Source organism: Fusobacterium perfoetens (assembly GCF_021531475.1).
Lineage (GTDB): Bacteria > Fusobacteriota > Fusobacteriia > Fusobacteriales > Fusobacteriaceae > Fusobacterium_B.
On sequence record NZ_JADYTX010000015.1, the window covers coordinates 18398 to 40149 of the forward strand.

The 21752-nt window shown below is 29.8% G+C and carries 20 protein-coding genes and 1 riboswitch; of the genes, 18 read left to right on the plus strand and 2 right to left on the minus strand.

What is annotated here, in order from left to right:
• Positions 1 to 80 precede the first annotated feature (80 nt).
• The 11 genes from I6E15_RS04830 (at position 81) to metK (ending at position 10585) form a co-directional block, all read left to right on the plus strand.
• Positions 81 to 404 carry an HU family DNA-binding protein gene (locus tag I6E15_RS04830; RefSeq protein WP_177161162.1) on the plus strand — a complete coding sequence of 108 codons (324 nt, stop codon included), beginning with the start codon at positions 81 to 83 and terminating at the stop codon, positions 402 to 404.
• A gap of 171 nt (positions 405 to 575) precedes the next feature.
• Complete coding sequence (locus I6E15_RS04835) at positions 576 to 1505, plus strand: hypothetical protein (protein WP_235245719.1); 930 nt, start codon at positions 576 to 578, stop codon at positions 1503 to 1505.
• Positions 1495 to 3558: a polyphosphate kinase 1 gene (ppk1, locus tag I6E15_RS04840; RefSeq protein ID WP_235245720.1), complete on the plus strand. Its 2064-nt coding sequence runs from the start codon at positions 1495 to 1497 to the stop codon at positions 3556 to 3558. Before I6E15_RS04835 ends, ppk1 begins: the two co-directional genes overlap by 11 nt.
• A gap of 150 nt (positions 3559 to 3708) precedes the next feature.
• Positions 3709 to 4269, plus strand: a complete 561-nt coding sequence (cobU, locus tag I6E15_RS04845; protein WP_235245721.1) for a bifunctional adenosylcobinamide kinase/adenosylcobinamide-phosphate guanylyltransferase — start codon at positions 3709 to 3711, stop codon at positions 4267 to 4269.
• Between the two features lie 17 nt (positions 4270 to 4286).
• A complete protein-coding gene (gene cobS, locus I6E15_RS04850; RefSeq protein WP_235245722.1) occupies positions 4287 to 5108 on the plus strand; it encodes an adenosylcobinamide-GDP ribazoletransferase in 822 nt (273 codons plus the stop codon).
• Positions 5105 to 5695: a histidine phosphatase family protein gene (locus I6E15_RS04855; protein WP_235245723.1), complete on the plus strand. Its 591-nt coding sequence runs from the start codon at positions 5105 to 5107 to the stop codon at positions 5693 to 5695. Before cobS ends, I6E15_RS04855 begins: the two co-directional genes overlap by 4 nt.
• 6 nt (positions 5696 to 5701) lie before the next feature.
• Positions 5702 to 6763, plus strand: a complete 1062-nt coding sequence (gene cobT, locus I6E15_RS04860) for a nicotinate-nucleotide--dimethylbenzimidazole phosphoribosyltransferase (protein WP_235245724.1) — start codon at positions 5702 to 5704, stop codon at positions 6761 to 6763.
• 12 nt (positions 6764 to 6775) lie between these two features.
• On the plus strand, positions 6776 to 7501 hold the full coding sequence (gene radC, locus I6E15_RS04865; RefSeq protein ID WP_235245726.1) for a RadC family protein: 726 nt from the start codon (positions 6776 to 6778) through the stop codon (positions 7499 to 7501).
• An 84-nt stretch (positions 7502 to 7585) separates the two neighbouring features.
• On the plus strand, positions 7586 to 8527 hold the full coding sequence (locus I6E15_RS04870; protein WP_235245779.1) for a PSP1 domain-containing protein: 942 nt from the start codon (positions 7586 to 7588) through the stop codon (positions 8525 to 8527).
• 3 nt (positions 8528 to 8530) lie between these two features.
• On the plus strand, positions 8531 to 9208 hold the full coding sequence (locus I6E15_RS04875; RefSeq protein ID WP_235245727.1) for a tRNA1(Val) (adenine(37)-N6)-methyltransferase: 678 nt from the start codon (positions 8531 to 8533) through the stop codon (positions 9206 to 9208).
• Between the two features lie 46 nt (positions 9209 to 9254).
• A riboswitch (SAM riboswitch) is annotated at positions 9255 to 9340 on the plus strand.
• 90 nt (positions 9341 to 9430) lie between these two features.
• A complete protein-coding gene (metK, locus tag I6E15_RS04880) occupies positions 9431 to 10585 on the plus strand; it encodes a methionine adenosyltransferase (RefSeq protein ID WP_235245741.1) in 1155 nt (384 codons plus the stop codon).
• A 65-nt stretch (positions 10586 to 10650) separates the two neighbouring features.
• On the opposite strand, the gene I6E15_RS04885 is transcribed toward metK, so the two are convergent.
• Positions 10651 to 11373 (minus strand): MgtC/SapB family protein, encoded by a 723-nt coding sequence (locus I6E15_RS04885; RefSeq protein ID WP_235245744.1) that lies wholly within the window; start codon positions 11371 to 11373, stop codon positions 10651 to 10653.
• A gap of 442 nt (positions 11374 to 11815) precedes the next feature.
• On the opposite strand from I6E15_RS04885, the gene I6E15_RS04890 reads away from it, so the two are divergent.
• From I6E15_RS04890 to I6E15_RS04920, 7 genes are all read left to right on the plus strand, one after another.
• Positions 11816 to 12841 (plus strand): C4-dicarboxylate TRAP transporter substrate-binding protein, encoded by a 1026-nt coding sequence (locus I6E15_RS04890; RefSeq protein ID WP_235245747.1) that lies wholly within the window; start codon positions 11816 to 11818, stop codon positions 12839 to 12841.
• Between the two features lie 84 nt (positions 12842 to 12925).
• Entirely contained in the window at positions 12926 to 13393 is a 468-nt protein-coding gene (locus I6E15_RS04895; protein ID WP_235245749.1) for a TRAP transporter small permease, read from the plus strand.
• A gap of 10 nt (positions 13394 to 13403) precedes the next feature.
• Entirely contained in the window at positions 13404 to 14690 is a 1287-nt protein-coding gene (locus tag I6E15_RS04900; RefSeq protein WP_235245752.1) for a TRAP transporter large permease, read from the plus strand.
• Positions 14691 to 14711: 21 nt separating this feature from the next.
• Positions 14712 to 15494 carry an HAD-IIA family hydrolase gene (locus I6E15_RS04905; protein ID WP_235245753.1) on the plus strand — a complete coding sequence of 261 codons (783 nt, stop codon included), beginning with the start codon at positions 14712 to 14714 and terminating at the stop codon, positions 15492 to 15494.
• A gap of 220 nt (positions 15495 to 15714) precedes the next feature.
• Positions 15715 to 17691 (plus strand): ATP-binding protein, encoded by a 1977-nt coding sequence (locus tag I6E15_RS04910; protein ID WP_235245757.1) that lies wholly within the window; start codon positions 15715 to 15717, stop codon positions 17689 to 17691.
• The gene (locus tag I6E15_RS04915) at positions 17692 to 19056 is read left to right on the plus strand and encodes a sigma-54-dependent transcriptional regulator (RefSeq protein WP_235245759.1); all 1365 of its coding nucleotides are present in this window, start codon (positions 17692 to 17694) and stop codon (positions 19054 to 19056) included.
• Positions 19040 to 19999 carry a TAXI family TRAP transporter solute-binding subunit gene (locus I6E15_RS04920; protein ID WP_235245761.1) on the plus strand — a complete coding sequence of 320 codons (960 nt, stop codon included), beginning with the start codon at positions 19040 to 19042 and terminating at the stop codon, positions 19997 to 19999. Before I6E15_RS04915 ends, I6E15_RS04920 begins: the two co-directional genes overlap by 17 nt.
• A 95-nt stretch (positions 20000 to 20094) precedes the next feature.
• On the opposite strand, the gene gltS is transcribed toward I6E15_RS04920, so the two are convergent.
• Complete coding sequence (gene gltS / locus I6E15_RS04925; protein ID WP_235245764.1) at positions 20095 to 21312, minus strand: sodium/glutamate symporter; 1218 nt, start codon at positions 21310 to 21312, stop codon at positions 20095 to 20097.
• Between the last annotated feature and the right edge of the window lie 440 nt (positions 21313 to 21752).

Genomic DNA, 21752 nt, shown 5'->3' on the forward strand with positions numbered 1-21752 from the left:
TTAGACAAAACAACGTTTTTTAAAGTCTTATATATTAAGTTAAATGATTTTTTATCTATTATCTTTTAAAGGGAGGAACTATGAAAAAAGTAGAATTTGCAGAATTACTTATGAAAAAGGCAAATTTGCCAAGTAAAGAAGAAGCAAAAAGACAAGTAGAAGTTTTTGTAGAAACACTAAAAGAAGCACTTGCAACAGAAGAAGTTTTAGTTTTTAGAGGGCTAGGAACTTTTGAAAGAAAAACTACAAAAAGAGCTGAAGGTATCAACCCTAGAACTGGTGAACCTATCAAAATAACTCCTAAAAACTATGTAAAATTTAAAGTTGGAAAAGACTTATCAGACAGATTAAACGTTAAAGAAGAACCTAAGAAAAAAAGAACTTGCAAAAGAAAAGCTAAATAGTTAACAAAATAGTAATATAAATAAGAGTTGTAGTAATGGTGATTTTATTCATTTTTACGCAACTCTTTTTTTAATGTAAATTTTTTTACACTGTTTTTACATAAAATAAATATTAAAATTACATTGAAAGTTTACAATATACACTGAGAAATTATAGAAGGAGGAGTGTATATGGTTTATGGAATAATTGACTTGGGGTCTAATACCATAAGATTGTCGATTTTTAAATATGAAGATGGGAAGATAAGACTTTTACAAAATAAAAAAGCTATAGCTGGTCTAGCTGCTTGTGTAGAAGATGGAGGTCTTACAGAGGTAGGGATTTCAAAAGCTTGTTTTGTTTTAAATAGATATAAGGATATATTAAAATCACAAAATATAGAAAATTACTCTGTATTTGCAACAGCATCTCTTAGAAATATTAACAATAGAGAGATAGTTTTAAATGAAATAAAAGAAAGAACAGGAATTGTTCCAGAAGTTTTATTTGGAGATGAGGAAGCAAGACTTGATTTTATAGGAGTAAAAAACTCTTGTGAATTATCAAGAGGGGTTCTTATAGATATCGGTGGTGGAAGTACAGAGCTTGTTTTATTTGAAAATGGAGAGATAAAAAGATTAACTAGTATTCCAATAGGAGCTTTAAATCTTCAAAATAAATCAGTAAAAGGAATTATAGCTACAGATAGAGAGCTTAAAAAGATGAAAAAAATCATCAATAACGCTTTAGATGAACTTCAATGGAATTTTGAAAGTAACTATGAAACAATGTATGCTATTGGAGGAAGTTCAAGAGCTGCTCTTGAAATATCAAAAGAGTTATTTAAAATACCAGCTGAGGAAAGATCTTTCAACAGAGCAAATGTTAAGGAGATTTTAAATAGACTTAAGAGTTCAGATGTTAAAGATTACAAAGCTGTATATAAAATCAAACCTGAACGTATATTTTCTCTTTCAGGAGGACTTGTAATCTTAAACGAAGTAATCAAAAGATTTGGTTGCGAAGTAATAAAGATTAGTAAAGACGGAATAAGAGAGGGATATTTTATAGATAGAATCATAGATCAAATGAGTGATAAGGAAGAAAATAATGAAAAATAATGAAAAAATTGAGTATATAGATAATCGTGAACTTTCGTGGCTAAAATTTAATGAAAGAGTGTTAGAAGAGGCAGATTGTGAGACAACTCCTTTGCTTGAGAGATTAAAATTCATATCAATTTTTACAACAAACCTTGATGAATTTTTTATGGTAAGGGTTGGGACACTTAATGACTATATGAAGTATATCCCAAACTATTCAGATGATAAAACAGGAATGAGTGCTAAGGAACAACTTTCAGAAATATATAAAAATACAGAGACACTTTATAGACTTCGTGATTATGTATATGAAAAAATTGATGTTTCTTTAAGAGAAAATAATATAAACTTTGAAAAAATGGCAAATCTTAATGAAAGCGGAATAAAAAAAGTAGAGAAATATTTTAAAAGAAATATTTTACCTATTCTATCTCCACAAATCATAGATTTATGGCACCCATTTCCATTTATACCAAATAAAAAATTGCACGTAGTAGTGCATTTGGAAAACAAAAAAAATGAGGTTATAGGAATTATTCCTGTACCAGAAAGTATAGATAGAATAGTGGTTTTAGACAAAGAAAATGGAATATATCTATTACTTGAAGATATTATTCTGTACTTTGCTCAAAGCATTTTCTCAATGTATAAGTTTGTAGATAGCACTATTATGTGTATCACAAGAAATGCTGATATAGATACTGACTTAGAAATTTACGATGACTCAATTGATTATAGACAACATATGAAAAAACTTATAAAAAGCCGTTCAAAACTTTCTCCAGTAAGAATTGAAATGCAAAAGAAAATGAAAAAAGATTTTAATAAATATTTTATGGAAAAATTAGGCTTAAAGAGTGAGCAATTTTTCATTTCAGATACACCACTTGATACAACATATTGTTTTTCATTAGAAAATATTATATCAGAGGAATTAAAACAAAAACTTACATACGTTCCATTTATACCAGTTCAAACTATAAAAAAAGAAAGTATGATAGAAGAGGTATTCCAAAGAGAGCTACTTATCCATTATCCATTTGAAAGTATGAAACCATTTTTGGAACTTGTAAAAGAGGCGGCTAACAATCCAAAAGTAAAAGCTATCAAAATGACTTTATACCGTATCTCTAAGGATTCAACTCTAGCCACTTATCTTATAAATGCTGCTGAAAATGGAAAAGAAGTTACAGTACTTATGGAGTTACGTGCAAGATTTGATGAAAATAACAATATTGAATGGGCTCAAAAATTAGAAGAAGCAGGTTGCAGAGTAATATATGGAATGGATAAATTTAAAGTACACTCTAAAATCTGTCTAATAACTTACAAAGATGAAAATGAATTTAAGTATATAACACAAATAGGTACAGGAAATTATAACGAAAAAACAGCAAAAATATATACAGACCTTTCTTTTATAACAAGTGATGAGGAAATCGGTGTTGACGCTGATAAATTCTTCAAAAATATGGCTATGGGAAATCTTTATGGAATGTATAAAAAATTATGGATTGCCCCAGTTGGATTTAAGTGCAACATAATAAAGTCTATTGAAGAAGAGATAAAAAAATGTGAAGAGGGAAAAGAGGGAGTAGTAATAATAAAATGTAACTCTTTTACTGACAAGGATATTATAAAAGAACTTATAAAAGCGTCTGAAAAAGGTGTAAAAATAATTCTTATTATAAGGGGAATTTGTTGCCTTATCCCAGAGATAATTGGAAAAACTTCAAATATAAAAGTCATAAGTATTGTGGGACGTTTCCTTGAACACTCAAGAATTTATGCTTTTGGAACAAAAGAAGAAAGAAAAATCTATATATCTTCTGGGGATATGATGACTAGAAATACAGAACATAGAGTTGAAATCTCTTGTCCAATCACTTCACAAGAAAGCAAAGATAGGATAGAACATATCCTTGAAGTGATTATGAAAGATAATACAAAGGCAAGAGTGCTACAAAATAGCAAAAGATATTTAAGACTAATTCCAAAAATAGGTGAAGAAAGTATAAATTCACAAGAGACATTTATGAAAGAGGTCTACGAAAACAAAGAAACTTTATAAAAAATATAGTTTATAAAATAAGCAGTAGAAAAGATACCGAGAAGATTTTCTTTTTGGTATTTTTTTTACCTTTATTTTTGTGAAAAGAATACAAATTAACTAAAATATATGATATAATTATCAATAAGAAAATTAAGGAGGTCTTTTATTTTGGGAAAAATAATCTACGTTAGTGGTGGGGCTCGTTCTGGTAAAAGTGGTTTTGCAGAAGAGTATATAGAAGAAAGATATAGCAAAAAAATTTATTTAGCAACAGGTATAGCTTTTGATGATGAAATGCAAGATAGAATTACTAAGCATAAAAGAAGAAGAGGTAAAAACTGGAAGACAATTGAAAATTATAAAAATATCCCAACTCTTTTAAAAGGGCATATTGAGGGGTATGATGTTATACTTTTAGATTGTCTAACTAATATGGTTACTAACTATATGATACTTGATAATGACAGAGATTGGGACAATACTTCTATGATGGAAGTTGATAAAATAAAAAAATTCATTATAAATGAAGTTGTGGCAATTTTAGATTTTGTAAAAGAAAGTCCAGTAGATATGGTAGTTGTTACTAATGAGCTTGGTATGGGACTTGTTCCAGACAATCATTTAGGAAGATATTTTAGAGATATAGCTGGAAAAATAAATCAAATAGTGGCTAAAGAAGCTGATGAGGGATATTTTGTAGTTTCAGGAATCCCTATGAAATTAAAATAATTTGTGGAGGAGATTAGATGGAAGGATTGATATTACTTTTTAAATTTATGACAAGACTACCTATTCCAATGGATCCAAAATTTGATTCTATAAAAATGGGAAAAAGTATGAGATTTTTCCCAGTAGTAGGGATAGTTATAGGAATAATTATGTATGTTTTTTATTTGCTGTTTGGAAGCTTTATCCGTTCAGCTTATATACTTGCAGGGGTAATGGTTTTACTAGAAATAGCCTTAACAGGTGCAATGCATCTTGATGGACTTTCAGATACATTTGACGGGATTTTTAGTTACAGAAGTAAACAAAAAATGCTTGAGATAATGAAAGATTCAAGAATAGGTGCTAACGGAGCTATTGCTCTTATAATGTATTTCCTATTAAAAGTTTTATTACTTGCAGGGATTCAAAATGAATTTCCTATTATAAATTTAGGTTTGCTTTCAGGAAAATTACAACTTAATGGAATGGGACTAGCTCTTTTAATCTCTCCGGTTATTGCAAGAGCCAACAGTGTTTTAAACTGTGGAATGTCTCCATATGCTAAAGCCTCTGGAAGTGCAAAGGATTTAGTAGAACAAACAGACAGACAAGGGGTAATGGTAGGGATTTTAATATCTCTTATCTATTCTTTACTTGTTCAAGCTATATTATATAGAGGTTTCAATGCTCTTTATGTAGTTAATACTATTTTTGTAACTCATGTTCTAGGAGCTTATTTTGCAAAACTTATGGAGAGAAAAATAGGTGGAATTACAGGAGATACATTAGGAGCTGTACTAGAGCTTTCACAACTTGTTGTACTATTTGGAATCTATATTTCATTAGGAGTTAGCCTATGAAAAAATTAATCTTAGTTAGACACGGAGAAACTACAATGAATCTTCAAAAGCTTTATTATGGTTTCTTAGATGCAGACCTTACAGAAAAAGGTATAGAGCAAGTTAAGTCAGCTAGGGAGATTTTAAAAAATATGGATTATGATGAGATTTACTCTAGTGATTTAAAAAGAGCTTATAAAACAGCTGAGATAATCAATCATAAAGGTTTAGAGATAAAAGTTTCAAAGGAGATAAGAGAGCTAAACTTTGGGATTTTTGAAGGATATACTTATCAAGAACTGAAAGAAAAATATCCCGAAGAGCTTTTGATTTCTCAAAAAGAATGGAAAACATATAATTTTGAGAATGGAGAAAGTCCAAGTGACTTACAAAAAAGGGTAGTTAATTTTGTAGAGAGTTTAGAAGATAATAAGACCTATCTTATAGGGACACATTGGGGGGTAATATGCACTATGCTTAGCTATTACTTTGCTAATAAAACTCTTGATAGTTATTGGAAATATAAGATAGAGAATGGAAGTGTTACTATAATAGAGTTTAAAGACAATTATCCTTTGCTTTGTGGACTAAATTGGAAAGGAGTCTAATTTTTAATGAAAAGATTTCAAGAAAGTTTAAGAGATGTGACTTTTTTAAATAAAAACTCAAAAAGAGAGTGTAAAGAGATTCTTGATAGCAAGATGAAACCTATTGGAAGTCTTGGAGTTTTGGAGGAGATTGCAGAGCAACTAGCAGGGATACTACCTTATTCGATAGGAAAGATAAAAAGAAAAGGTTGTCATATTGTGGCAGTTTCTGACAATGGTATTATAGAGGAAAATATCTCTCCTTGTCCACCAGAATATACAAGACTTGTGGCAGAAGAGATGTTAAATGGAATTGCTCCCATTGGGATATTTTGTAAAAATCTAGACGTTGATTTAAAAGTTATAGATGTAGGAATGAAAAAAAGTATTCCTAGAAAATATCCAAACTTTTTTATATCAAAAGTTGTAAATGGGACTAAAAACTTTAGAAAAGAGCCAGCAATGGAGATAAATCAAGTGATTGATACTATTGAAAATGGAATATTTACAATAGAGGAACTTGAAGAGGAGTATGATGTTTTCTCAACAGGAGAGATGGGAATTGGAAATACTACAACATCTTCAGCAGTTTTATACTCACTTACAAGATGTGGTTTAGACGAGGCTGTTGGTAGAGGGTCTGGAGTTAATGACGAGGGGTTAGCCCTTAAGAAAAAAATAATATTTGAAAGTTGTGTTAGATATAATACTTTCCAAATGAGTCCTACAGAGATATTAGCCTCTGTTGGAGGGTTAGACATTGCATTTATGGTGGGACTTTATATAGGTGCTGCAAAATGTAGAAAATTGATATTAGTAGACGGATTTATATCAGCAGTGGCAGCTTTAGTAGCCTCTAGATTAAATCCAATAATAAAAAATTATTTATTATTTACTCACATAAGTGAAGAGCCAGGAATGAAATTAATATTAAAAGAGCTTGGAAAAGAGGCTTTTTTAAATATGAAGATGAGACTTGGAGAGGGAACAGGAGCGATTTTTGCTTACCCTATGGTTTGGGGAGCTGTTGACATATATGAAAAAATGAAAACACCAAGAGAGGTTTATAATCTATTTTTTGAAGAATAATTAGGAGGGAGTATGATGAGTATTCCAAAAACTAATATTGATGAAAAAATAAAAAATAGTAGAGAGGGACATAGAAAAAGACTTCAAGAGAGATACTTAAATGGTGGATATAAAGCCCTCGCAGATTATGAGATAGTTGAGTTTTTGCTATTTTTAGTAATCCCTAGAAAAGATACCAAAGCTCTGGCTAAAGAGTTACTAGAGAGATTTTCGTCTATTAACGGAATTTTTGAGGCTAACTTAGAGGAGCTTAGGAGCATAAAAGGTTTAGGAGATGTATCATCTACATATATAAAATTTTTAGGGGATATGTATTCCTATTATTTTGAAGAAAAAATGTTAACAGGAGCTGAGGGCGATAATATCGCTATCAGGTCGAAAAATCAACTGATTAACTATCTTAGAAAAAATATAGGGATTTCAAAATCTGAGGAGTTTAAGGTTTTGTTTCTAAATTCCAATAATGAAGTATTAGGTATGGAAACTTTATTTGAGGGGACAATAGATAGAAGTGCTGTGTATCCAAGAAAGATTTTAGAAAGGGTACTTGCTTATAATGCTCGTTCTATAGTTTTTGCTCACAATCACCCATCAGGAAATACAACACCCTCTCAAAAAGATATAGAGCTTACAAATCTATTAAAAGATTTTTTTAAGTTGGTAGATGTTTCTATACTGGATCATATAATAATATCAAAGGATTCCTATTTCAGTTTTTTAGAAGAGGGAATTCTATAAAGAATATAGAGGAGAATTATGAAAGAGATAGAGAATGTAGAAAATATAGAGATAAAAGAATTTCAAGATAAGAAAATTGAAAATATAGTTGAAATAGTAGAGGAAATAGAAGAAGTAGAAGAAAAGAAAGAGGAAGAAAAATTTTATACTGTTGTAGGTGTAATCTTTGAAATAACTAAAAAAAGATATTATTTTGAGGTTGTAAATAAAGATGAAGTCTACAGAAAAGGAGATAAAGTTATAGTTGACACAATAAGAGGTCAAGAGATAGGGGTAATCTACAATACACCAATAACTTTATCAGAAAAATATCTTGTACTACCTCTAAAACCTGTTATTAAAAAAGCAAGTGAAGATGAGATAAAAAGATATGAAGATTTAAGACGTGAAGCTAATGAGGCTTATAAAATCTGTAAAGAGAAGATAGCTGAACATAAACTTCCTATGAAACTTATAAATACAGAGTTTACTTTTGATAAAACAAAATTAATATTCTATTTTACAGCTGAAGGAAGAATTGACTTTAGAGATTTAGTAAAAGATTTAGCAAATATATTTAGATTAAGAATAGAACTTCGTCAAATAGGTGTAAGAGATGAGGCAAGAATTTTAGGAGATATAGGAGTTTGTGGTAAAGAGTTATGTTGTAGAACTTTTATCAACAAATTTAACTCTGTATCAATAAAAATGGCTAGAGACCAAGGACTTGTAATAAATCCTGCAAAAATATCTGGGGTTTGTGGTAGACTTCTTTGTTGTATCAACTATGAGTATCAACAATATGAAGAGGCTCTAAGAATGTTCCCAGCAGTTAACCAAATAGTTAGAACTGAAAAAGGCGAAGGAAAAGTAACAAGTATCAGTCCATTAAATGGATTTTTATATGTAGACTTACCAAATTTAGGAATAACAAGATTTGATATTTCTGAGGTTAAATTCAATAGAAAAGAGGCTAAAAAACTTAAAAATGAAACTCCTATTGTATCAGAAGATGGAACAAGTCTTGATATACTAGAAAAAGAGTAGCCTATGAATGAGAAAGTAAATATTACTACTTTTGATGATGATATAAAGATGTACCAACTTGTAGATGGATTTAGATTTTCTGTTGACCCTATTATATTGGTTAATTTTTTTGAGGGAAATTCAAAGAAAAAACTTTTGGATATTGGAAGTGGTACAGGGATAATACCCATACTTCTTGCTAAAAGAAAAAATATGCAGGATATAACAGGGGTAGAAATTCAAGAGGATTCTGCTAGACTTTTCAGAAAAAATGTAGAGGAAAATGGACTTTCTGATAGAATAACCATAGTCCATCAAGATATTAAAAATTTTGATAAATCAAATACCTTTGATTATGTGATTTCTAATCCACCTTATATGGTGTTAGATGGGAAAAAAATCTCTGAAAATGAGAATAAAAAAATCTCTCGTCACGAAATCACTTTGAATCTAGAGGATCTAATAAAAAATACCAAAAGGCTTTTAAAACCTCAAGGGGAGTTTTTTATGGTTCATCGTAGTTTTAGACTTCCTGAGATTATAATGGAGCTAGAAAAAAATAAGTTTTCTCTAAAGAAAATACAATTTGTATATTTTAATAGAGAAAAAAATTCAAACCTTGTTTTAGTTCAAGCCTCAAAAGGTAAGAAAAATAAATTAGAGATAATATCCCCACTGTTTTTGGAGGAAGAGGGATATTAAAAAAATATATATTGACTTTTTAGAGACAGTGTATTATAATATACTGCAGCCATCAAGAGAGACGGAGGGAGTGGCCCAAAGATGTCTCAGCAACCTACTTTTTGTGTGGTGCTAATTCCAACCAGATGGGGATTGTAGTTGTTAAAAAGCAAGTCCCTTTCTTATGAAAGGGATTTTTTATTTATTAATTATTGATTTGTATTTTTATAGGAGGAAAAAATAATGGAAGATTTAGTATACTTTACTTCTGAGTGTGTATCACCTGGACACCCAGACAAAGTAGCAGACCAAATTTCAGATGCTGTGTTAGATGCTTGTTTAAAAGATGACCCTAATTCAAGAGTTGCTTGTGAAGTTTTTTGTACAACAGGACAAGTTATAGTTGGTGGAGAAATCACAACTAAAACATATATAGATATTCAAGATATAGTTAGAAAAAAAATATATGAAATAGGATATAGACCTGGAATGGGATTTGATGACAGTTGTGGAGTATTCAACTCAATTCACTCTCAATCACCAGATATCGCTATGGGAGTTGACATTGGAGGAGCTGGAGACCAAGGAATAATGTTCGGTGGAGCTGTAAAAGAAACTCCAGAACTTATGCCACTTGCTCTTGTACTTTCTAGAGAAATCTTAAAAGTGTTAGTTGATTTAAGAAAAGAGGGAGTTTTATCTTGGGCTAGACCAGATGCAAAATCTCAAGTTACTTTAGCATATGACAGAGAAGGAAATATAAAATTTGTTGATACAATAGTTGTATCAGTTCAACATAACCCAATTGTAACTCAAGAACAAATACATCACGATATAAAAGAATTAGTTATAAAACCAGTTTTAGCTAAATATGAATTAAACTTTGATGATGTTAAAAAAATATTTATAAACCCAACTGGAAAATTTGAAATAGGAGGACCACACGGAGATACAGGTCTTACTGGAAGAAAAATCATAGTTGATACTTATGGTGGATACTTTAGACACGGTGGAGGAGCTTTCTCTGGAAAAGACCCTTCAAAGGTTGACAGATCAGCCGCTTATGCAGCTAGATGGGTAGCAAAAAATATCGTTGCAGCAGATTTAGCAGACAAATGTGAAGTTCAACTTTCATATGCAATCGGTGTTGCAGAACCTACATCAATAAAAATTGATACTTATGGAACAGGAAAAGTTGATGAAATAGAACTTGCAAAAGGAGTTTCAAAAATATTTGACCTATCTCCAAGAGGAATCGAAAGAGATCTAAAACTTAGAAGTTGTGAATTTAGATATCAAGATTTAGCAGCTTTTGGACATATTGGAAGAACAGACATCTCTCTTCCTTGGGAACAATTAGATAAAGTTGATGAATTAAAAGCATACTTTAATAAATAATAAATGAAAAAAGACCTGACTTACATAATGTGTAACTCAGGTTTTTTCTTTTGAAGTTTTTTATATTACTTGAAAGATACTTTTGTAACATCTTCATTTCTTGAAATTTCAGAAAGAAGGTCAAAGGAGTTAAATTGTTTAGGGACTATTATAGAAAAAGTTATTTTTTTATTATCCTCATTTTTTTCCATATTTTTAATTTTTATATTTTTATTTTTTAAAGTGTCATAGATTTTTATAGAATCATTTCCAAGAGATGCCTCAGGTTTAAAAAATATTTCAAGACAAGCTACAAATTTTTTATCAATTACAGATTCTTCAAATTTCTTTAAAGTAACAAGAACTACTATGATTGCAACTCCAGCGGGAATAGCAAGATTATAGAATCCCCAACCGATACTTAATCCAAGACAACCAGTGGCCCAGATAGAAGCTGCTGTAGTAAGTCCACCTATTACTCCCCCTTTATCTCTCATTATAGTACCAGCACCTAAAAATCCTATACCACTTACAACCTGAGCACCGATTCTTCCAATATCTGTTTTGATTACTTGAGCAACTTCAGGGTAAGCAATAGCAAAATTTGTTGTGTTAACTCTCAACTGATCTTGGATAATAGAAACAATACAAGCTCCAAGACAAACTAAAATATGAGTTCTAAATCCAGCAGGGGCAGTTCTGTTGTGAATCCCTCTTTCATATCCTATGGCTCCTCCAATAAGGACAGAAATAAAAATTCTAAGTAAAATTTCTTTTGTTGTTAAAGATAAAGTAAATACATCATTCATAATTCTCTCCTCTTAATTATAATATTTTTAAATTATACAAAAAAATGAGCCACTCAAAAAAATTGAAAAAAGCTCACTCCACTCCGCTTTAATATATAATTTAACTAATCAATTTCATCATAACATAAATAATATAAAAAGTCAAAGGATAAAAAAGATAATTTTGTGAAAAAAATTCTATGTTAAAATAATGTTAAAAAAATGTTAATATTAAGTAAATAAGTTCTGAAAAAATATTAAATATTTATTTTCAAATCAATAATTTGTTTAAAAAAACATAAATTTGATTGACAAAAAATGATATTGTTGATAGAATAATATCAAAGGAATAAAAAGCTTGGAGAGAAGGAGTAGCTAATTATTATAGAGAAATCTATAATTTTTTGCTACTTTTTTTTATTTAAGCAATGTTTTTTAATAAATTTTTGAAGGGAGAATGGCTATGAGAAAATTTAGAGATTTGTTATTAGTGTTAGCTTTGGGTGTTTCAATTGTAGGTTGTGGTGGCGACAAAAAATCAGAAGCAAAAGTTGAAAAGAGAGTTTTCAAAGTAAGTACAAAATTTGTTGACGATGAGCAAACTGCAAAATCATTAGTAAAAGTTGTAGATAAGGTAAATGAAAGAAGTAAAGGTGCTTTAGAATTACAACTATTTACAGGAGGAACTTTACCAATAGGAAAAGATGGAATAGAACAAGTTGTTAATGGTTCAGATTGGATATTTGTTGACGGAGTTAACTTCTTAGGAGATTATGTACCAGATTATAATGCTGTTACAGGTCCATTATTATATCAATCATTTGATGAATATTTAAGAATGGTTAGAACTCCATTAGTTCAAAATTTAAATAAACAAGCTGAAGAAAAAGGAATAAAAGTATTATCACTAGATTGGTTATTTGGATTCAGAAGTATGATGACTAAAAAACCTATCAAAACTCCTGCAGATATGAAAGGAATAAAAGTAAGAGTTCCAACTAGCCAACTTTATACATTTACAATAGAAGCACTAGGTGGAAATCCAGTTGCAATGCCTTATCCAGATACATATGCAGCTATTCAACAAGGTGTTATTGATGGTGTTGAAGGTTCTATAATGACTTACTATGGAACTAAACAATATGAGAACGTAAAAGAATACTCTTTGACTAGACACTTACTAGGTGTATCAGCAGTTTGTATTTCTAAAAAAGTTTGGGACGAATTAACTGATGAACAAAGAGCAATACTTCAAGAAGAATTTGATGCTGGAGCAGAAGATAACTTAAGAGAAACTATAAAACTTGAAGGTGAATATGAACAAAAATTAAAAGAACTTGGTGTTAATTTCCATGAAGTTGATGGAGAAGCATTTAATAAAGCAGTAGCTCCTGTTTATTCTAAATTCCCTAAATGGACACCAGGAATCTATGATGAAATAATGAAAGAACTTACAAAAATTAGAGAAGACATAAAAAACGGAAAATAAAATTAACTTTTTAAAAGAATAGGGGAGAAATTCCCCTATTTCTTAACTACAAATAGAAAAGTTTATATTTATAAGAGGTGAAATATGAGAGAATTTTTAAAAAAATTTGAATTGTATCTAGGTAGTATATTTATTGCCATAACAACATCAGTTGTTGTAATGAATGTATTTACAAGATATGTTTTAAAATTCACATATTTCTGGGCTGAGGAGATAGCTGTTGGATGTTTCGTTTGGACAATATTTTTAGGGACAGCAGCAGCTTATAGAGAAAAGGGACTACTTGGAGTAGAGGCTATTGTAGTTTTACTTCCTAAAAAAATCAGAGATATAGTTGAATTTTTTACATATATATTACTACTTATTTTAAGTGGAGTAATGTTTTATTTTAGTTACACTTATGTAGCAACATCTACAAAAATAACAGCAGCACTAGAAATATCATATGCTTATGTAAATGCTGGAATAGTTCTTTCATTTGGACTTATGACTATTTATTCGTTATTATTTGCAATAGATGGATTTAAAAAAGTATTTTTAAAGAAAAATTAGGGGGTAGACTATGCACGCATTATCACCAGTAATAGTGCTATTTATATTATTCTTTCTAAATATCCCTATTGGATTTGCTCTTATGGGGTCAGCACTATTTTACTTTATGTTTATAAATCAAACTATGGCTATGAATATGGTTATTCAACAATTTGCTACATCTGTTGAATCTTTTCCATACTTAGCAGTACCATTTTTTATAATGGTTGGTTCAGTGATGAATTATTCTGGAATAAGTGAGCAACTTATGAATATGGCTGAGGTTTTAGCAGGTCATATGAAAGGGGGACTTGCTCAAGTAAACTGTCTTTTAAGTGCTATGATGGGTGGAATTTCTGGTTCTGCCAATGCTGATGCAGCTATGGAATCAAAAATTCTTGTACCAGAAATGATAAAAAAAGGATTTTCTCCAGAATTTTCAGCAGCAGTAACAGCAGCATCTTCAGCAGTTAGCCCTGTAATACCACCTGGAACAAACTTAATTCTTTATGCTTTGATAGCTAATGTACCAGTTGGAGATATGTTCTTAGCAGGATATACACCAGGTATTTTGATGACAGCTGCTATGATGATTACTGTTTATATAATTTCTGTAAAACGTGGATATGCTCCATCAAGAGATAAGATGGCAAGTCCAAGTGAGATTGGAAGACAAGCTTTAAAATCAATATGGGCTTTGGCAATACCATTTGGTATTATTATGGGAATGAGAATGGGAATGTTTACTCCAACAGAGGCTGGAGGAGTGGCAGTAATATTCTGTTTCTTTGTTGGTTTCTTCGTTTATAAAAAATTAAAATTAAAACATATACCAATTATCTTAATGGAAACAGTAAAAAGTACAGGTTCAGTTATGATAATTATAGCTAGTGCAAAAGTATTTGGTTACTATATGACACTAGAAAGAATACCACAAATTATAACTCAAGGTTTAATGGATTTCACAGACAATAAATTTGTACTTTTAATGGTTATAAATCTTTTACTTCTTTTCATTGGAATGTTTATAGAAGGTGGAGCAGCACTTGTAATATTAGCACCACTTTTAGTACCAGCTGTAAGAAGTTTAGGTGTAGACCCACTTCATTTTGGTGTTATCTTTATAGTAAATATTATGATTGGAGGATTAACTCCACCATTTGGTTCAATGATGTTTACAGTTTGCTCTATAGTCAATGTAAAACTGGAGGACTTTATAAAAGAAGTATGGCCATTTATAATATCTTTAGTAGTGGTTCTATTATTAGTAACTTACTCACAAGATGTGGCTTTATTTATACCTAACTTATTTAGATAATCTTAAAAGGGAGAGGTGAATATGGAGGGAAAAAACTGCTATTTATTAGATATGGATGGAACAATCTATCTAGGAGAACAACTGATAGATGGGGCGAAAGATTTCCTAAAAAAAATTAAATCAAGTAATAAAAGATATATATTTTTAACAAATAACTCTTCCAAAAATAAAAACTCTTATGTTGAAAAATTAGCAAGACTGGGGATAGAGGCTACTTCAGAGGAGGTTTTTAGCTCAGGAGAAGCCACTATATTTTGGTTGAAGAAACAGAAGAAAAATGCAAAAATATTTTTATTGGGGACAAAAGCCTTAGAAGATAGTTTTGTAGAAGCTGGATTTGAACTTGTAAGAGAGAGAAATAAAGAGATAGATTATGTAGTTTTAGGATTTGATACTACTTTAACCTATGAAAAGTTGTGGATAGCTTGTGATTATATCAGTGATGGGGTAGAATATGTTGCTACTCATCCAGATCTTGTTTGTCCTCTTGAGGGGGGAAGATATATGCCAGATACTGGTTCTATGATGGCTCTTATAAAAGCTACCACAGGAAAAGAGCCTATCGTAATAGGAAAACCTAATCATTATATAATAGATGCTATTTTAGAAAATTATAATTTAAAAAAAGAGGAATTGGTAATGGTTGGGGATAGGTTATATACAGATATTAGAACAGGACTTGATAATGGAGTTACTTCAGTTCTTGTGATGAGTGGAGAAACTACAAAAGAAATGCTTAAGGATACATCTTTTAAACCTGACTATATCTTTAATTCAGTAAAAGATATGATAGATTATATTTAGATCTGATGGCGATATTATCGCTATCAGGTTTTCTAAAAAAAATATAGGACTATGGAAAAAATAGTAAAATGATTTAACTTAGACTGTTGTAATAAAACTACAGCAGTCTTTTTTTATTGTTAAAAATAAAGTTATGAAGAAATTGAAAAAAATGGTATAATTAAGGAAATAAAATTTTTTGAGGTTTAGTATGAAAAAATTCTTTCTGGTGTTTTTTTTGATGATAAATTCCTTTATTTCTCAAGGAATATCAATAGAAAGAACTCCCAAAAAAATAGTTTTAAAAAAAGAATATGTAGTGGCTTTTGATCCTATGGAACCTCCTTTACAATTCGTAGAAGAGGGAGTAATAAAGGGATTTAATATAGAGCTTTTAAATCTTATAGGACAAAAAAACAATGTTAAATTTATATATGTCCCTATGACTAAAAAAGAGTCTTATGAAAAGTTAGTAAATAAAAAAATAGATGCTGTAATTGGAATGAGATTTGATAAAGAGTATGAAAATAAAATTAGATATACAGATAGTATTGGAGAATATAGTGTCTGTATAGTGGCTCCTAAAACTAAGATAAAAAGTATAAAAGAGGGATTTGGTAATGAAGATTTTTTAGTAGGAGTAGAGAAAGGCTCATCAGAATATAACTATCTAAAAAATATGAAAAAAGTTAATTTTAATATTGTATTTGATCAAGAATCTCTTTTTAAACTTTTGGAATTGGAAAGAGCAGATTTTGCGATCGGTGTACAAGAGATAGCTGAATATATAATGCTAGAAAAAAATCTATATAATAAGTATGAAATAATGAATAGTTATACTGCTCCAGTAAGTTATTATATAGGAGTTTCTTATGAAAATGAAAGTTTAGTTAAAGTTATCAATGGAGAATTAAAAAATTTAAAAATAAATGGTAGTTATGAAAATCTTTTTGTGAAATGGAATAAATCGGCAGAGCTTGAGAAAGAAAAGCAGATGTTACAAAATATAAAAACAATATCTTATGTTTCTTTGATTTTGGTTTTGATATTGCTAGTTATAAGTATTTGGAATATTCAATTAAAAAAAGTTGTAAAAGATAAAACTGCTAAACTTAGAAAAATAAATAAAGAACTTGAAGAAAAAATCATAGAGATAAGAAATAATAACGAGCTTAATAGCATTATTTGTGAAAGTAGTCCTAGATGTATCACTATTTTTGATAGAGATAGAAAGATAACTTTTATGAATAAAAATTCTATAAATCTTTTTAATGCAGGAGATAACTTCAAAGGAAAAGATGCTTATTATTATCCCATAATGGAAAAAATTATAGGAAATGGAGTTTTTGAAAAAACTGTTTTTGAGAATGAGGCTCATATAACAAGAGAGCTTAAAATAAATCTGAATGGAAGAGAGGAGTATTTTAGATATACCCTTTATCCACTTTTAGATTATCAAAAAAATAATATTGGGGCTTTTCTTACTATGGAAGAGTGTACTAAGGAGAAACTTTTAAGAGAAAAATCTCTAAAAAAAGAGAAAGATACAGCTATTGCCACTATAATTGCTGGGATTGCTCACGAGATAAGAAATCCAATGACAGCTATAAAAACATATATTGAACTTTTGCCACTAAAAAAAGATAATGAAAAATTTAGAGAACAGATAGTGACAATAGTTCCCAAAGAAGTAGAAAGAGTAAATAGATTGATAGAAAATCTTATAGATTATATAAAACCAAAGGCTAATTCCATATCTGATATAAATTTATATGATATTATAAATTCATCAATGTTACTTCTTAAGCCTACATTTGATAAAAATTCTATAAAAATAGAACTTGATATAGATACCACTCTTTCTATCAAAGGGGATCCAGCTCAAATAAAGCAAGTTATGATAAATATTCTTTTGAACTCAATAGATGCTATAAATGAGAAAAAAGAAAAAATAGATGAGAAAGAGGAGTATTTTATCAAGATAAAAAGTTATGCTTTTGAGGAGCATAGAATAATTGAGATAACAGACAATGGAATTGGAATGACAGAAAAAGAATTGAATAATATATATGAAGTGTTTTATACAACTAAAGCAAAGGGAACGGGACTTGGGTTACCTTTGACAAAACAACTTGTAGAAAAAAACAGTGGAAATCTATTTGTTGAAAGTGAAAAAAACAAGTTTACAAAATTTACTATAATTTTTGAGGTGATATAGGTGGAAAAAATAATTATAATAGATGATGAGATTTCAATTTGTTCATCTCTTACTTTTGCATTGGAAGATAGCTATGATGTTCAAGCTACTACTGATCCGAGCTTGGGAATAGAGATAATAAAAAAAGAAAATATTAATCTTGTACTTCTTGATCTAAAAATAGGAGATGTAGATGGTCTAGAGGTTTTAGAAGAAATAAAAAAAATAAATAAAGATATAGTTGTGATAATTATGACAGCATATGGTTCTATAATGTCATCAGTAGAGGCAATGAAAAAAGGTGCTTATACATATTTGACTAAACCTATGAATTTAGAAGAACTTTATATGATAGTAAAAAAGGCTCTAGAGTTTCAAAAAATGAATGAAAAGATAGAGTATCTTAGCAAGGAACTTCAAAATAAATATCAATTTGAGGGAATAATTGGAAAAACAGAGGGAATGAAAAGGATATTTTCTTTGATTGATAAGCTAAAAGATGTTGATACAGGAGTGATGATAACAGGAGAAAGTGGAACAGGAAAAGAGTTAGTTGCGAGAGCCATACATTTTTCAGGAAAAAGAAAAGATAATAAATTTGTAGAAGTAAATTGTGCAGCTATTCCAGAGGGGTTACTTGAGGAGGAGTTTTTTGGTCATAAAAAAGGAACTTTTACCAATGCTGTAAGTGACAAAATAGGAAAATTTCAATATGCTAATAAGGGGACAATATTTCTTGATGAGATAGGAGATATGTCTTTAAGTCTTCAATCAAAGCTTTTAAGAGTGTTACAAGAAAAATCTTTTATTCCTTTGGGGGCTAATGAGCCAATAGAAACTGATGTAAGAATTATTGCTGCTACTAATAGAGATCTTAAAAAAATGGTAGAAGAGGGAACATTTAGAAGAGATTTATACTTCAGACTTAATATAGTAGAAATAAAAATACCACCTCTTAGAGAGAGAAAACAAGATTTACCACTGCTTTTTAAACATTTTATAGAAATTTATAATAAAGAGATGGGTAAAAATATAAAAGGTTTAGATAGAAGATGTGAAAAAATATTGATGAACTATGATTATCCTGGAAATGTCAGAGAGCTTTCAAATATAATTGAAGGTGGAGTTCTTTTATCGCAAAACGATACAATAGAGCTAGATTGTTTGCCAAGCCAGTTAACAGATATGGGAATTGGAACGATTAACACTACAGATAAAATTATTTTAGAAGGAAAAGATCTTACAGAGATGACATTAAAAGAGGCTGAAAAAGTTTTAATAGAAGTTTGTCTAAGAAAAAATAACGGACATAAAAGACAGACAGCTGAGATGTTGGGGATAAGCGAGAGAGGATTAAGGAATAAAATCAATGAATATGAACTATAAAAATATATTTTTAAAAGTGGTAGTATTTCTGTGTTTTCTATCTATGTCCTTTGGACAAGATTATAAAGATGTATTTATAAGTATAGGAACGGGACCCATTGATGGAGTGTTTTATCCTGCTGGGACAGCTATATCAGAGATAATAAAAAAAGTAGGATATAACTCCTCTGCCTGCTCAACTGCTGGGTCTGGAGAAAATATAGACCTTATTATTGATAAAAAAATAGAGATGGCAATAGCGATGTCTGACACTGTTTATCAAGCTTATTATGGAGTTGGAGCCTATAAAGGAAAAGGACCAATAAAAAATTTAAATTGTATAACGGGACTTCATCCAAATTATACTCAGATAGTTACTTTGAGAGATTCCAATGTAAAAACTTTTAAAGATTTAAAAGGAAAAAGGATAGGAATAGGGATATATAACTCAGGAGTTGAGTTAAATGCAAGACTTTTATATGAGGCTCATGATATGAAATATTCTGATAGTGAGATAAGTTATGGTACCCCTGGAGAACTTATAGAGCAATTAAAAAACCATATTTTAGATGCAATATTTTTAACGAACACAGTACCAACGGATATTATTTATAATCTTTCATTAGAAATGCCGATAAACTTTGTAGCTATTGAAGATGAAGGAATAGAAAAATTAAGAGAAAAATGGCCTTTTTTCTTTAAGGAAAAAATTACTAAGGAAGATTATAATATAGAAAAGGATATTCAAACTGTGGCAGTACAAAATCTTTTGTTAGTGGATAGAAATCTTCCTGAGGGGATAGTTTATGATATTACAAAAGCTTTCTTTGAAAATATAGAAGAAGTAAGATGTTCTAATCTTGGGATAAGAAGAAATGTATCCATTGAAAATTATGATAAAAATGTTGATATTCCATTTCATAAAGGTGCTTTAAAATATTATAAGGACAAGGGTATAAGGTAGGATATAAAAAATTAATTAGTTGTAGATAAAAAAAGCTGACTTTCAAAAGCCAGCTTTTTATTTTATACTTAATCAATTAACTTTTCAATTAACTATTATTTGAACATATTCATGAAGAATGTGATGATAACAGCGTTGAAGAAGTCGATGAATAATGATCCAACTAATGGAATTACGAAGAAAGCTTTAACAGATGGTCCGTTAGCTTTAGTGAATGATTCCATGTTAGCCATTGCGTTAGGAGTAGCTCCCATTCCAAATCCACAGTGTCCACAAGCTATAACAGCAGCGTCGTAGTCTCTTCCCATGATATTGAATGTTACGAAGTAAGCATAGATAGCCATGATTACTGTTTGAACTAATAAGATTACGATTAATGGTAATGCTAGAGCAGCAAGTTCCCATAATTTCATTGACATTAATGCCATTGCTAAGAATATAGAAAGTGCGATATTTCCAAGCATTGATATTTCAGTTAATGGAAGTTTTTTCTTAGACATATCCATAACGTTTCTGAATATAGCAGCAACTAACATTGGTCCTAAGTAAACTGGAATTGCAACACCTAATGATTTTGCAAATGGAGGAATCCAAGCTCCACATCCCATTGCTAAACCGATAGCAACAACAGCTTTGAATAAACTTTCTTCACTAACTTTTTCTTCGAAAACGTCAAGGTCTCCTTCGAAAACTTCATTGTCTATTTCTCTCTTAGTTTGATGAGGTTTTTCGTCTTTTTTAGCAACTAAACCAAATTTTTCTATAAGTTTTTTAGCGATTGGTCCACCGATTAAACATCCAGCAACAAGTCCAAATGTAGCAGAAGCCATAGCAACTGACATTGCTCCAACTGCTCCACCTTGTTCCATTAATGGTCCGAAAGCTCCAGAAGTTCCGTGTCCACCTGTTAATGGTACTGATCCAGCAGCAAGTCCGATATATGGATGTAATCCAAATATTTTAGCTAGAGATACACCAACTGAGTTTTGGATAACAACTAATATGATAGCAGCTAATAAGAATAATACAACCCCGATTCCACCTTTTTTAAGAAGTTCGAAACTTGCAAGGTATCCAACTGTAGTATAGAAAGCTATCATTAAGAAATCTTTTAATACTCCGTCAAAAGCGAAAGAGAAAGCACCAGTTTCATGTCCTATTAATAATACGATAGAGAAGATAACTCCACCAATAACTGGTCCAGGAATAAAGAATCTTTCAAGAACTGGAACTCTTTTTTTAACAGCAGCTCCGACTAAAAGAATAACGATTGCTATGGCAAGTGTTTCAGCCATATTAAAAGTGAAAGTCATAAATAATACCCCCTGTATAATTTAATGAATACATCCCATGTGGGTTAGAAATTTTTTGGCGATAATTAAGCCTTTCAAAATTCAGTTATGCTATAATTACATAATTTGAGTTCTGAAACTGTAATTAAAGTATCAAAAAAACTCTAAAATGTATTTGATAATCTAATATTATCACATAAAATATCAAAATAAAAATTCATTTATTTTATACTATAAATATTTTTTATATATGTTATATATTTTTTTAAATAAAAATGTAAAGAAAATACTAAATAAATGAAAAAATAAGATGTTATATAAAAAATAAAGACATATTTTTGATAAAAAAATATATAGAGATAGAGAAAATAAATTAAAAAAAATTTTACTTGAATTTATTACAAAAAAATAATAAATATAAAAAGTTGACTTATAAAAAAAAATAGGGGATAATGATATAA

Bases quoted from the DNA above. Each gene is read 5' to 3' on its own strand.
- I6E15_RS04830 (WP_177161162.1), top strand. From the start codon at position 81: ATGAAAAAAGTAGAATTTGCAGAATTACTTATGAAAAAGGCAAATTTG.
- I6E15_RS04835 (WP_235245719.1), top strand. From the start codon at position 576: ATGGTTTATGGAATAATTGACTTGGGGTCTAATACCATAAGATTGTCG.
- ppk1 (WP_235245720.1), top strand. From the start codon at position 1,495: ATGAAAAATAATGAAAAAATTGAGTATATAGATAATCGTGAACTTTCG.
- cobS (WP_235245722.1), top strand. From the start codon at position 4,287: ATGGAAGGATTGATATTACTTTTTAAATTTATGACAAGACTACCTATT.
- I6E15_RS04855 (WP_235245723.1), top strand. From the start codon at position 5,105: ATGAAAAAATTAATCTTAGTTAGACACGGAGAAACTACAATGAATCTT.
- cobT (WP_235245724.1), top strand. From the start codon at position 5,702: ATGAAAAGATTTCAAGAAAGTTTAAGAGATGTGACTTTTTTAAATAAA.
- radC (WP_235245726.1), top strand. From the start codon at position 6,776: ATGATGAGTATTCCAAAAACTAATATTGATGAAAAAATAAAAAATAGT.
- I6E15_RS04875 (WP_235245727.1), top strand. From the start codon at position 8,531: ATGAATGAGAAAGTAAATATTACTACTTTTGATGATGATATAAAGATG.
- metK (WP_235245741.1), top strand. From the start codon at position 9,431: ATGGAAGATTTAGTATACTTTACTTCTGAGTGTGTATCACCTGGACAC.
- I6E15_RS04885 (WP_235245744.1), bottom strand. From the start codon at position 11,373: ATGAATGATGTATTTACTTTATCTTTAACAACAAAAGAAATTTTACTT.
- I6E15_RS04890 (WP_235245747.1), top strand. From the start codon at position 11,816: ATGAGAAAATTTAGAGATTTGTTATTAGTGTTAGCTTTGGGTGTTTCA.
- I6E15_RS04895 (WP_235245749.1), top strand. From the start codon at position 12,926: ATGAGAGAATTTTTAAAAAAATTTGAATTGTATCTAGGTAGTATATTT.
- I6E15_RS04900 (WP_235245752.1), top strand. From the start codon at position 13,404: ATGCACGCATTATCACCAGTAATAGTGCTATTTATATTATTCTTTCTA.
- I6E15_RS04905 (WP_235245753.1), top strand. From the start codon at position 14,712: ATGGAGGGAAAAAACTGCTATTTATTAGATATGGATGGAACAATCTAT.
- I6E15_RS04910 (WP_235245757.1), top strand. From the start codon at position 15,715: ATGATAAATTCCTTTATTTCTCAAGGAATATCAATAGAAAGAACTCCC.
- I6E15_RS04920 (WP_235245761.1), top strand. From the start codon at position 19,040: ATGAATATGAACTATAAAAATATATTTTTAAAAGTGGTAGTATTTCTG.
- gltS (WP_235245764.1), bottom strand. From the start codon at position 21,312: ATGACTTTCACTTTTAATATGGCTGAAACACTTGCCATAGCAATCGTT.